The 13,954-nt window shown below is 64.1% G+C and carries 13 protein-coding genes and 1 pseudogene; 3 read left to right on the top strand and 11 right to left on the bottom strand.

Annotated features, from left to right (window positions below; all coding sequences use genetic code 11):
* Nucleotides 1-4 precede the first annotated feature (4 nt).
* From ASE11_RS24610 to ASE11_RS27175, 11 genes and pseudogenes are all read right to left on the bottom strand, one after another.
* Nucleotides 5-1,165 (bottom strand): acyl-CoA dehydrogenase family protein, encoded by a 1,161-nt coding sequence (locus ASE11_RS24610; protein ID WP_056278592.1) that lies wholly within the window; start codon nucleotides 1,163-1,165, stop codon nucleotides 5-7.
* A 22-nt stretch (nucleotides 1,166-1,187) separates the two neighbouring features.
* The gene (locus tag ASE11_RS24605) at nucleotides 1,188-2,381 is read right to left on the bottom strand and encodes a CaiB/BaiF CoA transferase family protein (RefSeq protein ID WP_056278349.1); all 1,194 of its coding nucleotides are present in this window, start codon (nucleotides 2,379-2,381) and stop codon (nucleotides 1,188-1,190) included.
* A gap of 23 nt (nucleotides 2,382-2,404) precedes the next feature.
* Complete coding sequence (locus tag ASE11_RS24600) at nucleotides 2,405-4,012, bottom strand: acyl-CoA carboxylase subunit beta (RefSeq protein ID WP_056278346.1); 1,608 nt, start codon at nucleotides 4,010-4,012, stop codon at nucleotides 2,405-2,407.
* Between the two features lie 46 nt (nucleotides 4,013-4,058).
* Nucleotides 4,059-5,201 carry an acyl-CoA dehydrogenase family protein gene (locus tag ASE11_RS24595; protein ID WP_056278343.1) on the bottom strand — a complete coding sequence of 381 codons (1,143 nt, stop codon included), beginning with the start codon at nucleotides 5,199-5,201 and terminating at the stop codon, nucleotides 4,059-4,061.
* An 8-nt stretch (nucleotides 5,202-5,209) separates the two neighbouring features.
* On the bottom strand, nucleotides 5,210-6,391 hold the full coding sequence (locus tag ASE11_RS24590) for an acyl-CoA dehydrogenase family protein (protein WP_056278341.1): 1,182 nt from the start codon (nucleotides 6,389-6,391) through the stop codon (nucleotides 5,210-5,212).
* A gap of 29 nt (nucleotides 6,392-6,420) precedes the next feature.
* Nucleotides 6,421-7,248, bottom strand: a complete 828-nt coding sequence (locus ASE11_RS24585) for an SDR family NAD(P)-dependent oxidoreductase (protein ID WP_056278339.1) — start codon at nucleotides 7,246-7,248, stop codon at nucleotides 6,421-6,423.
* An 83-nt stretch (nucleotides 7,249-7,331) separates the two neighbouring features.
* A complete protein-coding gene (locus ASE11_RS24580; RefSeq protein WP_235501457.1) occupies nucleotides 7,332-7,727 on the bottom strand; it encodes a MaoC family dehydratase in 396 nt (131 codons plus the stop codon).
* A 31-nt stretch (nucleotides 7,728-7,758) separates the two neighbouring features.
* Entirely contained in the window at nucleotides 7,759-8,202 is a 444-nt protein-coding gene (locus ASE11_RS24575) for a MaoC family dehydratase N-terminal domain-containing protein (RefSeq protein ID WP_056278333.1), read from the bottom strand.
* A 33-nt stretch (nucleotides 8,203-8,235) separates the two neighbouring features.
* Entirely contained in the window at nucleotides 8,236-9,420 is a 1,185-nt protein-coding gene (locus tag ASE11_RS24570; RefSeq protein ID WP_056278332.1) for a lipid-transfer protein, read from the bottom strand.
* Nucleotides 9,421-9,477: 57 nt separating this feature from the next.
* Nucleotides 9,478-9,723: an AMP-binding enzyme gene (locus tag ASE11_RS27180; protein ID WP_056278329.1), complete on the bottom strand. Its 246-nt coding sequence runs from the start codon at nucleotides 9,721-9,723 to the stop codon at nucleotides 9,478-9,480.
* 196 nt (nucleotides 9,724-9,919) lie between these two features.
* Nucleotides 9,920-10,303: pseudogene (locus tag ASE11_RS27175) on the bottom strand (hypothetical protein); the annotation flags it as partial.
* 330 nt (nucleotides 10,304-10,633) lie between these two features.
* Between ASE11_RS27175 and ASE11_RS24555 the strand changes: the two are divergent.
* From ASE11_RS24555 to ASE11_RS24545, 3 genes are read left to right on the top strand one after another with little or no spacing between them, the layout of a single operon-like run.
* Nucleotides 10,634-11,812, top strand: coding sequence for an acyl-CoA dehydrogenase family protein (locus tag ASE11_RS24555; RefSeq protein ID WP_056278324.1), 1,179 nt, complete (start codon nucleotides 10,634-10,636; stop codon nucleotides 11,810-11,812).
* A 58-nt stretch (nucleotides 11,813-11,870) separates the two neighbouring features.
* Nucleotides 11,871-12,671, top strand: coding sequence for an enoyl-CoA hydratase/isomerase family protein (locus ASE11_RS24550; protein WP_056278590.1), 801 nt, complete (start codon nucleotides 11,871-11,873; stop codon nucleotides 12,669-12,671).
* A 33-nt stretch (nucleotides 12,672-12,704) separates the two neighbouring features.
* Nucleotides 12,705-13,952, top strand: a complete 1,248-nt coding sequence (locus ASE11_RS24545; protein WP_056278322.1) for a thiolase family protein — start codon at nucleotides 12,705-12,707, stop codon at nucleotides 13,950-13,952.
* Nucleotides 13,953-13,954 lie beyond the last annotated feature (2 nt).

Genomic DNA, 13,954 nt, shown 5'->3' with positions numbered 1-13,954 from the left:
TGCTTCAGTAAGAGCGGGGCATGCCCAGCAGGTGCTCGGCCACCTGCGCCAGCACCAGGTTGTTGGAGATCGGCGCGGTGCGGAACAGCCGGCTCTCCTTCCATTTGCGCTCGATGTCGTATTCGCAGGCCACGCCGTAGCCGCCGAAGGTGGTCATGGCCGCCTCGGCGGCTTCCCAAGCAGCCTCGCTGGCCAGGTACTTGACCATCGTCGCCTCGCGCCCGCAGGGCAGGCTGGCGTCGAACAGCGTCGCTGCCTTGTTGCGCATCAGTTCGGCAGCCTCGATGTTCATGTGGGCGCGCGCGATCGGGAACTGCACGCCCTGGTTGGCGCCGATCGGGCGGTCGAAGACGACACGCTCGCTGCCGTAGCGCGCGGCCTTGCCGACGAACCAGTGGCCGTCGCCGATGGCCTCGCTGGCCACCAGCAGACGCTCGGAATGCAGCGAATCCAGCAGGTAGTGGAAGCCCTTGCCTTCCTCGCCGATGCGGTCGTCGTCGGTGAGCTCCAGGTTGTCGATGAAGACCTGGAAGGTGTGGTGATTGATCATCGTGCGAATCGGCGTGGCCTTCAGCGACGCGCCGGCCTTCGCTATGTCGATCAGGAACAGGCTAAGGCCATCGGTCTTCTTCTTCACCGCGTCGGTCGGCGTGGTGCGCGCGATCAAAAGGTACATGTGCGAGTGGCTGTAGCGCGAAGTCCAGATCTTCTGGCCGTTGACGACGTAGCCACTTGGCACCTTGCGTGCGAATGTCTTGATCGCCAGCGTGTTGGAGCCCGCGTCGGGCTCGGTCACGCCGAAGGCCTGCAGCCGCAGGCTACCGTCGGCGATGCGCGGGAGCGTCGCGCGCTTCTGCGCTTCGCTGCCATGGCGCAGGATCGACGCCATCGTGTACATCTGCGCATGGCAGTGCACCGCGCTACCGCCGTTCTGGTTGATCTCCTGCAGGATCAGGCAGGCGTCGAGCAGGGGCAGCCCGGCGCCGCCGTATTCCTCCGGAATCAGCGCGGCCAGCCAGCCGGCCTTGGCCATCGCGTCGACGAAGGCTTCCGGATAGGCGCCGTCCTGGGCGCACTGGCGCCAGTACTCGGGGCCGAAGCCCTTGCACAGCTCCTTGACGGCGGCGCGGATCTGACCCTGGGTCTCGGTGTAGTCGAAGTTCATGGGGATCTCGGCCTTGTCTCTGTCAATCGACGACGCGTTGCTGTCGCAGCGCCGCCAGTTCATCGGCATGCAGGCCCAGCGCCGTCAACACCTCGTCGGTGTTCCCGCCCAGCACTGGCGGCGGCGGGCCGCTGCGCCCGCGACGGCCCTGCGAACTGATGGGCAGGCCCATCGTCTGGTGTTGCGGTGCGCCCGGCAGCGGCAGCGCGCCCAGCATGCCGACCGCTTGCACCTGTTCGTGCGCCAGCATCTGGGCCACGTCGTGCATCTCGCTGCAGGGCGCACCGGCCGCTCGCAGCGCCGCCGCGCAGTCTGCGGTGCTGCGCTGCCGGGTGCGCGCCTCGAGCTCGGCGTGCAGCGCCTTGCGGTGGCCGATGCGCGCCGACATGTCGATGAAGCGCGGATCCTGCGCCAGCTCTGGACAAGCCAGCGCGCTGCAGATGCGGCCAAACAGCCGGTCGTTGGCCGCAGCGATGAAGACCTTGCCGTCGGCGCTTTCGAAGAGCTCGTAGGGCGCCATCATCGCCATCGCCGAACCCATCTTGCGCGGTAGGCGCTGGGTGGCCAGATAGTTCGCGACTGGCACCATCATCCACGACAGCCCGGTCTCGAGCAGGCTGGCGTGCACGCGCATGCCTTCGCCCGTGGTGGCGCGGCGCAGCAGCGCGGCCAGGATCGCCATCGTGGCCCACATGCCGGTGCCCATGTCGATCAGCGACACGCCGACGCGCGCCGGCTCGTCACCTTCGTGGCCGCTGACGCTCATGATGCCGGCGAAGGCCTGCATCAGCGGGTCGTAGCCGGGCAGCGCGCGCATCGGGCCGACCTCGCCGAAGGCGCTGATCGCGCAATACACGAGGCGCGGATTGGTCGGCAGCAGGTGTCCGTCGCCGAGGCCGCGCGCTTCGGCGCTGCCGGGTTTGAGCGAATGCACCAGCACGTCGGCACCGGCCGCCAGGCGCGCGACCAGCTGCTGACCAATCGCGCTGTCGAGGTCAATGCAGACGCTCTTCTTGCTGCGGTTCAGCGCCGCGAAGCCGGTCGAGACGCCGGCCACTTCGGGCGGCTTCCACTGGCGCGCATCGTCGCCGCTGCCCGGGCGTTCGATCTTGATGACCTCGGCGCCGAGGTCGCCGAGGATATGGGTGCAGAACGGGCCGGCCACGTTCTGCGTCAGGCCGAGCACGCGGCAGCCGGAGAGAATGGCTTCGAGCATGTTCAATACTGTGGACTAAAAGATCACATGCGGAACACGCCGAAGTGCGTGTCGCGCGCCGGCACACGGCCCGCCAGCTCCAGCAGCAAAGCCATGGTGTCGCGCGTTTCCAGCGGGTCAATCACCATGTCGCACCACAGATTGGAGGCGTAGTTGTAGGGACTGGAAAAGCTCTCGAACTGCTCGCGTATCGGTTGCTTGAATTGCTCGCGTTCTTCGTCGCTCCAGCTTGTGCCCTCGCGCCGGTGGATGTTCTCGCGCACCAGGCCCAGCGTGGTGGCGGCCTGCTCGGGGCCCATCAGCGCGGCGCGGCCGGTAGGCCACATCATCATCACGTTGGGCTTGAACGGGCGCCCGCACATCGCCAGGTAGGCCGCTGCGTACGAGCCTCCGGTGATCAGCGTGTAGCGCGGCACGTTGGCCGAGGCCATGGCCGTCATGAACTTGGCGCCGTGCTTGGCAATGCCCTGCTGCTCCACCGCTTTGCCGACCATGAAGCCCGACACATCGGCCATGAACAGCAGCGGAATGTCGCGCTGGCAGCACAACTCGATGAAGTGCGCGCCCTTGAGCGCGCTCTCGGAGAAGATCACGCCGTTGTTGGCCAGAATGCCGATCTGGAAACCCTTGATGCGGGCGAAGCCGCAGATCATGGTGTCGCCGTACAGGGGTTTGAACTCCTGTAGTTCGCTGTCGTCGATCAGCCGCAGCAGCACTTCGCGGTTGTCGGTCGGATGCCGGTTGTCGGCGCTGACGATGCCGTAAATCTCGCGCGGGTCATGGCGGGGCGGCAGCGGCGGAACCACGTCCCAGCGTTGCTTGGCCACGGTACCTAGGTTGGCCACGATGCCGCGCACGATGGAGATGGCATGGCCATCGTTCTCGGCCAGATGGTCAGTGACGCCGCTGATGCGGCTGTGCATCTCGCCGCCGCCCAGGGTTTCAATGTCAACCTCTTCCTTGGTGGCGGCATACACCAGTTCGGGCCCGGCGAGGAACATCGCACCCTGGTTGCGCACGATCACCGCCTCGTCGCACAGCGCCGGGAGATAGGCGCCGCCAGCGGTTGAGGGCCCATGCACGGTCGCGATCTGGGTGATGCCCTCGGCCGACATGCGGATCTGGTTGTAAAAAATGGAGCCGAACTGGCCGTCGTCGGGGAAAATATGCGCCTGCTCCGGCAGGTTGGCGCCGCCCGACTGGACCATGGTGATGCACGGCAGCCGGTGCTGCCAGGCGAACATCTGGGCCCGCACATGTTTTTTTGCGGTGATGCCGTAGTAGGTGCCGCCCTTGACCGTGGCATCGTGGATCATCAGCATGCATGCGCGCCCGCACACCAGCCCCACCCCGGTGATGATGCTGCCGCCCGGCGGCACGCCCTCGTACAGGCCGTCGCCGGCAAGCTGCCCGAACTCGAGGAAGGGCGAGCCGGGGTCGAGCACGGCAGCCAGGCGCTCGCGCGGCAGCAACTGCTTGCGCTTCTTGTGCAGCAGGCGCGCCTTTTCGGGGCCGCCGATCAGGGCACGTTCGCGGCGTTCATGCAAGTCGTCAATGCGCAGCTCATAGGCTTCGCGGTTGCGCTGAAATTCGGGCGAGTTCGGCGTGGCGGTGGATGTCATCAAACTCATTTAGGCAGCCCTTCCAGTGACTCGGTATGGGTCGGTCATCAGGCAATCAGGCCACCACACGCAGCGTCGCAAAGCGCTGCAGGTGGTGGTCGGTGCTGCCCAACAGGTTGCAAAAGAGCGTCAGGCGGCGAAAGTAATGGCCGATGTCAAGCTCCTCGGTCATGCCCACGCCGCCGTGCAGCTGCACCGCTTGCTGCGCCACGAAGCGGGCTCGCTCACCAATGGCGGCCTTGGCGGCCGAGACGGCGCGCGAACGGGTGACTGCGTCGGGATGCTCGGCATGCAGGGCCGCCATCAACACCAGGGAGCGGCTGGCCTCGACCGCGGCGAACATGTCGACCAGCCGGTGCTGGATGACCTGGAAACTGGCAATCGGCACGTCAAATTGTTTGCGCGTGCCGACGTACTCGCCGGTTTTCCTCAACAGCGCGCCCATGGCACCCAGGGCGTCGGCACAGGCGGCAACAATGCCAAGATCAACCAGGTGCTCGAGCAGTCCCAGGCTTTCGCCTTCCATGCCCAGCAATGCGTCCGGGCCCAGCACGACAGCATCAAGCTGCAGATCACCAGCCCGACTGCCGTCGTAGACCTTGTAGCCCGCCACCTGCACCCCCGGCGTGTGGGCTTCGACCAGAAACAAGCTGATTCCCCGGCGTTCACTGACGGCGCCCGAGGTTCTGGCGGCCACAACAAAGCCGTCGGCCCAGGGCGCGCCCAGCACACCGCTTTTGCGGCCCGACAGCACCCAGCGGCCGCCCTTGGCCATGGCGCTGGTGTGAACATGGGCGAGGTCGTGGCGCGCATCGGCCTCGGTGTGCGCTAGGCTGACAATGCGCTGGCCCGAGACCAGCCCGGGCAGCCAGGTCGCGCGCTGCGCCGCGGTGCCCGCGCGTGCCACCGCCTGCGCGCCGAGCACGGCGCTGACGAGGTAGGGTTCGACCACCAGCGCGGCGCCCAGGGCCTCGGCGACCTGGATCGTCTCGAGCATGCCGCCGCCAAAACCGCCATCGGCCTCGGGCAGTCCGAGCCCAAGCCAGCCGAATTCCCCGAATCGCTGCCAGTGCTTGTGGCTCATGCCGGACGCCGACGCGACGATCTGGTTGCGCGCATCGAAGCGGTATTCGGCGCGCAGAAATTTCTGTGCCGCGTCGCGCAGCATCTTTTGTTCTTCGGAGAGATCAAAGTTCATGACGATCCTTACCGCGTGCCGCCGGCCAGCAGCATCTTGGCCAATACATTCTTTTGCACCTCGTCGCTGCCGCCGTAAATCGTGGCGGCGCGCGAAAAACAGTAGTGCGGCATCGCATGGGCATGGCGTCCGCTTCCAAACTCGCCGCCGTCATGCCAGGGCCAGGCTTGCTCGGCGGCGATCTCGACGCCCAGCTCGGCCAAGGTCTGTTGCACCGCCGTGCCCATGGTCTTGAGCAGCGAGGATTCCGGCCCCGGCGCCTTGCCCGAGGCGGTGGCGGCCAGCACGCGAAAGTTGGTGTGTTCGAGCGCCATCAGTTCGATCTCGGCGCGCGCCAGCTTGAGCCGCATCGCCGCGTCCTCCATCAGCGGTTGGCCACCCGAGCGGCGCTCACCTGCCGCGGCATACAAGTTGGCTAAATGCGCCTTGCAGTCGGCCACGCCGGCGATGCTGGTGCGCTCGTGTGTGAGCAGGTACTTGGCAATGTCCCAACCCTGGCCTTCGCGACCGACCAGGTTTTTTCTGGGCACCCGAACGTCGGTGAGAAACACCTGGTTCAGGTGGTGTTCGCCGTCGATCGAGACAATGGGTTTGACATCGATGCCGGAGCGGTCCATCTCGATCAGCAGGAAGGAGATGCCTTCCTGCTTCTTGCCGGTGTTGGCGGTACGCACCAGGCAGAACATGTGCGTGGCCCAATGCGCATAAGTGGTCCAGATCTTGGAGCCGTTGATGATGTAATCGCTGCCATCGGCCACGGCCGTGGTCTTCAGGCTGGCCAAGTCGGAGCCTGCACCCGGCTCGGAATAGCCTTGGCACCACCAGTCCTCGCAGCGACGGATGCGCGGCAGGTACTGCGCCTTTTGCTCTGGCGTGCCGAAGGCAATCAGCACCGGCCCGAGCATGATGACGCCCATCGACAGCCCCACCGGCGCACTGGCCGCCGCGCGCTCAAGGTCGAAAATATAGCGCTGCGTCGGCGTCCAGCCCGGCCCCCCATGCTCCTTGGGCCAGCCGGTGACCAGCCAGCCCTGGCCATCGAGTCGGCGCTGCCAATGAACGATGTCGTTCTTCTGCAGCATTTCCCCGGTGACGGTCTTGCGCTTGAGATCGGACGGTGTGTGGCCTTTGAACCAAGTGCGAACCTCTTGCTGGAACGCCATGTCTTCCGGGCTGAAATCGATGTCCATCGTGGGCCTTTATGCGTTCGGCTTGCGCTTTAGATCGAGATGCCGCCGCCGCAGATCAGCGTCTGGCCGCTTACGTAGTTCGACTCGGGAATACACAGCAGGTAGACCGATCCGGCCGCTTCCTCGGGCGTGCCGCCGCGACCCAGCGGAATGGTGCGCTCCATCATTTCCAGCAGATCAGGGTTGACGCCGACCTTGATCTTTTGGCCCTGGATGTCAATGGATGCGTCGCCGCTGGCCGAAGCTTCGGTCAGCCGCGTTTTGATCATGCCAAAAGCGACGGCGTTGACGTTCACCTTGTAACGCCCCCACTCCTTGGAGAGCGCCTTGGTCAGGCCAATGATGCCGGCCTTGCCCGCTGAGTAGTTAGCCTGGCCGGCGTTGCCGCCGGTGCCGGCGATAGACGAGATGTTGACCACCTTGCGGAACACCTCCTGCCCGGCTTCGGCTTCCTTGCGCGAGGCGACGCGAATGAACTCTGCGGCAGCGCGCAAAATTTTGAACGGCGCGGTCAGATGCACGTCGATGATCGCGTTCCATTGCTCGTCCGTCATCTTCTGAACCACGTTGTCCCAGGTGTAGCCGGCGTTGTTGATGATGATGTCCAGGCCGCCGAAGCTGTCAATCGCGGTCTTGACGAAGCGATCAGCAAAATCGCCGGCAGTGACGCTGCCCACGCAGGCCACGGCCATGCCGCCTGCCTTCTTGATGTCGGCCACGGTCTGCTCTGCTGGAGCTGCGTCGAGGTCGTTGACCACGATCTTGGCGCCTTCGATGGCCAACTTCATGGCGATCGCACGGCCGATGCCGCGGCCCGAACCTGAAACGATGGCCACTTTGCCTTCGAGTTTTTTCATGATGTGTGTCCTTGTTTTTGATGAAAAGGAAATGAAAGGGAAAAGAATAAGGAGCCGGGCTGCCAAACGGCGGTCTCAGCCTCTCAGTTCAGGGCAACCAGCGCCTCGCCGGACAGCGTGATTTCGCCTGTCGCTTTCGTAGCGCTGATTTGAACGCGCACGCAGGGTCGGCCTGCATGCTCAATCTGTTCAAGCACCTTGCCGGTGCAGCGCACGCGGTCGCCGAGATGGGTCAGGGCCGCGAAGCGCACGCCATAGCTGAGGATCTGGCGCTGCGGCACCCATTCGGTGAGCGCGCGCCCGAGGTAGGCCATCGACAGCATGCCGTGCGCGAACACATCCTTCATCCCCGCACCGTGGGCGAAGTCGATGTCGATGTGGATCGGGTTGTGGTCGCCCGACGCACCGGCGAACAGTGCCAGGGTGGTGCGGCTGATCGGCGGCAATTCCAGCACGGGCATGTCGGCACCGACATCCATGATTTTTACTTGAGCGTTCATGAATATTCCTTCAGGCGTGGCGCACGACGATCACTGAGTGCATGTCGGAGACATGCTCGCCAAGTTGATTGGTGACCTTCGTGTCGTTGACGACAAACTCGAGCGCGCCGCCCTTCTTGTCGTAGATGTCGGCGACCCGGGTCTGAAAACGCAGCGTGTCGCCAGCGCACACCGGGGCGTGGTAGTCGAAGCGCTGCTCACCGTGCAAGACCTCCCGCAGATCGATCTTGAGCGTGTCGAGCAACGTCATCAACACCCCCGAATCGCTCTCGGCGCCAAAGATGAAAGTCGGTGGCGCCACGACGTCGCGGTAGCCAGCGGCCTTGGCGGCAGTCGTGTCGAAGTAGATCGGGTCGGTGGCACCGATCACCTGGGCGAAAAAGCGGATGCGGCCCTTCTCCACATCCCACAGCGTGGGCGGCACCTCGTAGCCGATGAATTGCTTGTCAATCATGGGACTCCAGATCCTGGTCTTCTGCGCCTGTGCTCAGGCGGCCTGGTAAAGCGTGACAACACAAGCGCCGCCCAGCCCGAGGTTGTGCTGCAAGGCCACACGTGCGCCTTGAACTTGGCGTTTGTCCGCCGTGCCGCGCAGTTGGTGAGTCAGCTCATAACATTGCGCCAGGCCGGTGGCGCCCAGAGGGTGCCCTTTCGACAACAGGCCGCCCGACGGGTTGGTCACAACCTTGCCGCCATAGGTGTTGTCGCCGTCCAGCACAAACTTTTCCGCACCGCCGGGCGGGCACAGGCCCAGCGCCTCATAGGTGATCAACTCGTTCTGTGCAAAGCAGTCGTGCAGCTCAACCACGTTCACGTCCTGCGGGCCGATGCCGGCTTGCTGATAGACCTTTTGCCCCGCATCGCGCGCCATATCGAAGCCGACCACGCGCATCATGTCGTGCGACTCGAAGGTACTGGGAAGATCGGTTGCCATCGCCTGGGCGACAATGGAAACGCGAGTGTCGAGCCCGTGCTTCTTGGCGAAGGCTTCGGAGCAGATCACCGCAGCAGCGGCGCCGCAGGTCGGTGGGCAAGCCATCAGGCGGGTCATCACGCCCTCCCACAGCACAGGTGCGTTCATCACGTCGTCGACCGAGATCTCCTTGCGCAACAGCGCCAGAGGGTTGTTCGCAGCATGACGGCTGGCCTTGGCGCGAATGCTGGCAAAGGTCTCCAGTTTGGTGCCGTACTTGTCCATGTGCGCCTTGCCGGCACCGCCGAAGTAACGGATAGCCAACGGAATTTCCGGGCGCCCGACGAGTTCGGCGGTGGCCCGGTCAAACTCCTCGAACGGCGTCGGCCTGTCCTCGAACTGGGCCTTGATGGCACCTGCGGCCATCTGCTCGAAGCCCAGGGCCAGAACACACTCGACGGCACCACTTTCGACTGCCTGGCGCGCCAGAAACAGAGCCGTCGAACCGGTGGAGCAGTTGTTGTTGACGTTGACGATGGGGATGCCGCTCATGCCCACGGGGTAGAGCGCCCGCTGGCCGCAGGTGGAATCGCCATACACATAGCCGACATAGGCTTGCTGGATCATGGCGTACTCAACGCGCGCATCGGCAAGGGCCTGGCGCACTGCCCTCTCTCCCATCACGTGATAGGGTTCACTGGCGCCCGGTTTGGTGAACGGGACCATCCCGACACCGGCAACAACGACTTTCTGGTTCATCGCACTAACTCCTTGGGTTGAAATATTTCGGACGCCGACACTGAGAGGCCATCGGCCTCAACCGCCCTTGGCCTCATCGGCGTACTCGGTCTTGAGACCCCGCTTGAGGATCTTGTTGGCCACGCTGATCGGCAGCGAGCTGCGAAAGTGGATCCGCTTCGGCGCCTTGAAGCCGGGCAGGCGGCCACGACAGAACTCGATCAGTTCGGCCTCGGTCACCATGGTTCCTGGCCTGGCGATGACGGTGGCCGTCACGGCCTCGCCCCAGTGCTCGTTGGGCAGCCCGAACTCGGCGCACGGCATCGCGCCTGCGTGGGCGCCCAGGACGCTTTCGACCTCCCGGCAATAAACGTTCTCTCTGCCGGTCTTGATCCATGTCCTTCTTGCGGTCGGCGAAGAAGTAGTTGCCGGCCGCGTCGCGGAACAGGATGTCGCCGGTATGGAACCAGCCGTCGCGGCACACACGGCGGTTGGCCTCGTCGTTCTTGTAGTAGCCATTCATGATGACCGGGCCGCGCACGATCTGCTCGCCCGATTCACCGTCGGCTACGTCCTTGCCTTCATCGTTGACCAGACGCACGTCGGCGGCCACCGAGGCGACGCAGCCCACCCAGCGGCCGTCCTGGTCGGGCATCTGCTCCCAACCGTCCACGCAGCCACCGGTCAACAAAGAGGCTGTCAATTCGCTGAACCCCTGCACCGAAAAGAAGCGCGACGACGGCGCCGCCTGCTTCCATCCATCGATCATTGACTTGGGGATCGTCGAGGCCCAAGTGCCCAGCTTGGTCGCGCAGCGAAGATCCGACGCGCCGAAGTTGGGGCCAGCGGCCTTCGCCGCGCGGCGAAGGTTGTCGCTCACGTTCTGGCGGCGCAGCAGGTTCATCTCGAGTACATGGGTCAAGGCTGTCTCGTTAGGTTGAAGCTCGTTTGACGCTGATGAATGGTCTCGCCGCGAGCGGCACGACCCGATAGGTCTCACGGGTGAATGCGTCACGGACGGCTACCGTCAATGAATACGCACCAATTCCGTCCTCCGCTTACGCCGCCTCCAGTTCTGGCACAACAAATGAATGTCAGCGATGAATCCTACCTAACGCTTGACAGTTTTGCAATGCCCAATTAAATTGGGTAAGCCCAAAGAGATCTTGTCCGCGCAGCTTTGGTGCGCGCCGCGGCCCGTTGACCCAACCCACGCATTGATAGGCATCCCTATATGGCCGCCACTCGCAGTTTTGCTCTCTCCGCCGACGACCGCGCCGTACTCGAAGCCGCCGACAAGTTCGCGCGCAAGGAATTCGTACCACTCGCCCGCCGCATGGACGACGAGGAGTGGTGGCCGTCGGATATCTTCCAGAAAATTGGCGCGGCTGGCTTCATGGGGGCCACCGTGCCTGCCGAGCATGGCGGCGCGGGTATGGACCTGTTCAGCTCGGGCCTGATCTGCCAAGCCTTTGCACGCTGGAACCCCGCCATCGCCTTGTCCTGGGCGGCGCACGACAACCTGTGCGTTAACAACATCTTCCGCAACGCCAACGAGGCGCAGCGCCGCCAATACCTGCCCGATCTGTGCAACGGCACAAAAATCGGCGCGCTCGGCCTGACCGAACCCGGCGCCGGCTCGGATGCGCTGGGCGCCATGCGCACCAGCGCGCGCCGCGAGGGCGATCATTACATCCTCAACGGCACCAAGATCTACATCACCAACGGCCCGGTGGCCGATGTGCTGTTGGTTTACGCCAAGACCGCGCCAGAGTTAGGTGCCAAGGGCATTTCAGCCTTCATCGTCGAGAAGAATTTCCCCGGCTTCAAGGTGGCTCAAAAACTCATCAAGATGGGTTTTCGCGGCAGCCAGACTGGCGAGCTGGTGTTCGACAACTGCCGCGTGCCGGCAGCCAACCTGGTGGGCAAGGAAAACGAAGGCGTCAAAATCGTCATGAGCGGGCTCGATCTGGAGCGCGCGCTGGTGGCTGGCTTATGCGTGGGCATCTGCGAACGTGCACTCGAATTGAGCGTCGAGTACGCCAGGACGCGCGTGCAGTTCGGCAAGCCCATCGGCAGCTTCCAGATGGTGCAGGCCATGCTGGCCGAGATGTACACCGAGATCGAAGCCATGAAAACCCTGGTCTGGCGCACCCTGGCCGAGGTCAATGATCTGGAGGTGGGCGGCGGAGGCCGCGGCGATGTGCACAAGCTCACCGCAGCGTCCATCCTCTACGCTGGCGAAGCCTGCAACCGGGTGCTCAACAAGGCCGTGCAAGTGCATGGCGGTAGCGGCTACATCTGGGAGTCCGAAATCAACCGGCTGTTCCGTTGCATCAAGATCCTCGAGATCGGTGCAGGCACATCCGAGGTGCGCAAGATGATCATCGCCGAAGAGCTGCTGCGCGGTTGATTCCCAGACCCGCATGGCAAGCGCAGCTGACCACCACACAAACAAGCAGGCCTTGAAGATGCAACCCTCGTTGACCATCCGCTTTGAGCAACGTGGTGCCGTGGCGTGGATCACGCTGAATCGGCCCGATGCGATGAATGCGCTGTCGGAGACAATGTGCGCCGAATTGCGCGATGCGACCGCGCATTGCGAGCGTGACCCGACCATCCGCGTCATCGTGCTGACCGGTGCGGGCCGTGCCTTCTGCGCCGGCGCCGACCTCAAAGGCGTGTTCGAGAGCAGCGCTGGCGGCCCCGGCCCGAGCGACCCGATGGGCGAGTTTCTCGATCTCGTCGGCGGCATGATGGATCGGCTGCGCATGTGCCCCAAACCCACCATCGCCGCGCTGAACGGTCTGACGATGGCTGGCGGACTGGAGCTGGCCATGGCCTGCGACCTCATCATCGCCGCCGAAAGTGCCCGCATCGGCGACGCACATGCCAACTTCGGCGTGTTTCCGGGCGCGGGCGGCGCGGCGATCCTGCCACGGCGCATCGGCGCCACCGCCGCCAAATACCTGCTGTTCACCGGCGACACCATGCCCGCACGCGAACTGGTTCCGCTGGGCCTGGTGAACCGTGTTGTGCCGGATGCCGAGCTGGTGTCCGAGGTCGAAAAATTCGCCTTGCGCATCGCCAGTAAAAGCCCGCTGGTGCTGCGCCGCATGAAACAGGCCGTGGCCGACGGGCTGGAGCAGCCACAGGCTTCGGCGCTGCGGCTGGAGCGACTGGTGCTCGACGCGCACCGCCATTCGCACGACATACAAGAGGGCCTCGCGGCTTTCGTCGACAAGCGCACGCCCGATTTCAAGGGCTACTGATTTCACCCACTTGTTCTGAATGGACGCATTTCCATGACCAGCCCGCAAGCCGCCGTCTACGTAGTCGGCGTCGGCATGACGCCGACCGGCAAGTTTATTGACCGCGATATCAAGCAACTGACCGCCGCTGCTGTGAATGCCGCGCTGGCCGATGCCGGACTGTCCATCAGCGACATCCAGTCGGCATACTTTTCTAACGCAACCCAGGGCGCGCTCGAAGGCCAGACCATGATCCGTGGCCAGATTGTGTTGCGTTCGATGGGCTTCGAGTCCATCCCGATCTTCAACATTGAGAACGCCTGCGCCAGTGCCAGCTCGGCTTTCAACCTGGCGGTGCAGTACGTGCGCTCGGGGGCAGGCGAGATCGCGCTGGCCATTGGTGCCGAGAAAATGTTTTGCGCCGACAAAGCCAAAATGTTCAGCGTCTTCGACGGCGCCTGGGACGTGGCCACGGTCGAGGAGAACAAACGCAGGCTGCTGCAAATGGGGCACGGTATTGAGCCGCCGGAAGGGTCCATGTCCAAGGCGCCCTACAGCCTGTTCATGGACATTTACGCCGCCTTTGGTCGCTTTCACATGCGCGAGTTCGGCACCACGCAGCGACAAATTGCCGCCGTGTCGGCCAAGAATCATGGCCATTCGGTGCACAACCCGCTGGCGCAATACCGCAATGCATACACCATTGACGAGGTACTGGCCGCGCCCCCCATCGCCTACCCATTGACGCTGCCGATGTGCGCACCCATCAGCGACGGGGCTGCCGCAGTCGTCGTGTGTTCCGAAGCAGCACTGGCGCGCCTGGCAAAGCGTGGGCGCGCCATCAAGGTGTTGGCATCGGTCATTGCCACCGGCAGCACCCGCCGCCCTGAAGACCTGGATCAACACATCACCGTCAAGGCTGCCAAACAAGCCTACGAACTCGCAGGCGTTGGCCCGCAAGACATTTCGCTGGCCGAGGTCCACGATGCCACCGCCATCGGCGAAATCGTGCAGAGTGAAAACCTTGGCTTCTGTGCGTTCGGCGAAGGCGGGCCGCTCGCCGAGCGCGGCGACACCACGATTGGCGGACGCATCCCGATCAACACCTCGGGCGGACTGGAGTCCAAGGGGCACCCGATCGGCGCCACCGGGCTGGGTCAGTTGCACGAACTGGTCGTGCAGTTGCGCGGCGAAGCGGGGGCCCGCCAGGTGCAAGGGGCCCGCCTTGCCATTGCAGAAAACGGTGGGGGCCTGTTCGGAATTGAAGAAGCCGTGGCCGCCATCACCATTCTCGGTCGCTGAAG

The organism is Hydrogenophaga sp. Root209, from assembly GCF_001428625.1.
Classification (GTDB): domain Bacteria; phylum Pseudomonadota; class Gammaproteobacteria; order Burkholderiales; family Burkholderiaceae_C; genus Hydrogenophaga.
Note: the sequence above shows the minus strand (reverse complement) of the source record. Positions and strands in the feature narration are given on the sequence as shown.

Bases quoted from the DNA above. Each gene is read 5' to 3' on its own strand.
- ASE11_RS24610 (WP_056278592.1), bottom strand. From the start codon at position 1,165: ATGAACTTCGACTACACCGAGACCCAGGGTCAGATCCGCGCCGCCGTC.
- ASE11_RS24605 (WP_056278349.1), bottom strand. From the start codon at position 2,381: ATGCTCGAAGCCATTCTCTCCGGCTGCCGCGTGCTCGGCCTGACGCAG.
- ASE11_RS24600 (WP_056278346.1), bottom strand. From the start codon at position 4,012: ATGAGTTTGATGACATCCACCGCCACGCCGAACTCGCCCGAATTTCAG.
- ASE11_RS24595 (WP_056278343.1), bottom strand. From the start codon at position 5,201: ATGAACTTTGATCTCTCCGAAGAACAAAAGATGCTGCGCGACGCGGCA.
- ASE11_RS24590 (WP_056278341.1), bottom strand. From the start codon at position 6,391: ATGGACATCGATTTCAGCCCGGAAGACATGGCGTTCCAGCAAGAGGTT.
- ASE11_RS24585 (WP_056278339.1), bottom strand. From the start codon at position 7,248: ATGAAAAAACTCGAAGGCAAAGTGGCCATCGTTTCAGGTTCGGGCCGC.
- ASE11_RS24580 (WP_235501457.1), bottom strand. From the start codon at position 7,727: ATGGATGTCGGTGCCGACATGCCCGTGCTGGAATTGCCGCCGATCAGC.
- ASE11_RS24575 (WP_056278333.1), bottom strand. From the start codon at position 8,202: ATGATTGACAAGCAATTCATCGGCTACGAGGTGCCGCCCACGCTGTGG.
- ASE11_RS24570 (WP_056278332.1), bottom strand. From the start codon at position 9,420: ATGAACCAGAAAGTCGTTGTTGCCGGTGTCGGGATGGTCCCGTTCACC.
- ASE11_RS27180 (WP_056278329.1), bottom strand. From the start codon at position 9,723: ATGCCGTGCGCCGAGTTCGGGCTGCCCAACGAGCACTGGGGCGAGGCC.
- ASE11_RS24555 (WP_056278324.1), top strand. From the start codon at position 10,634: ATGGCCGCCACTCGCAGTTTTGCTCTCTCCGCCGACGACCGCGCCGTA.
- ASE11_RS24550 (WP_056278590.1), top strand. From the start codon at position 11,871: ATGCAACCCTCGTTGACCATCCGCTTTGAGCAACGTGGTGCCGTGGCG.
- ASE11_RS24545 (WP_056278322.1), top strand. From the start codon at position 12,705: ATGACCAGCCCGCAAGCCGCCGTCTACGTAGTCGGCGTCGGCATGACG.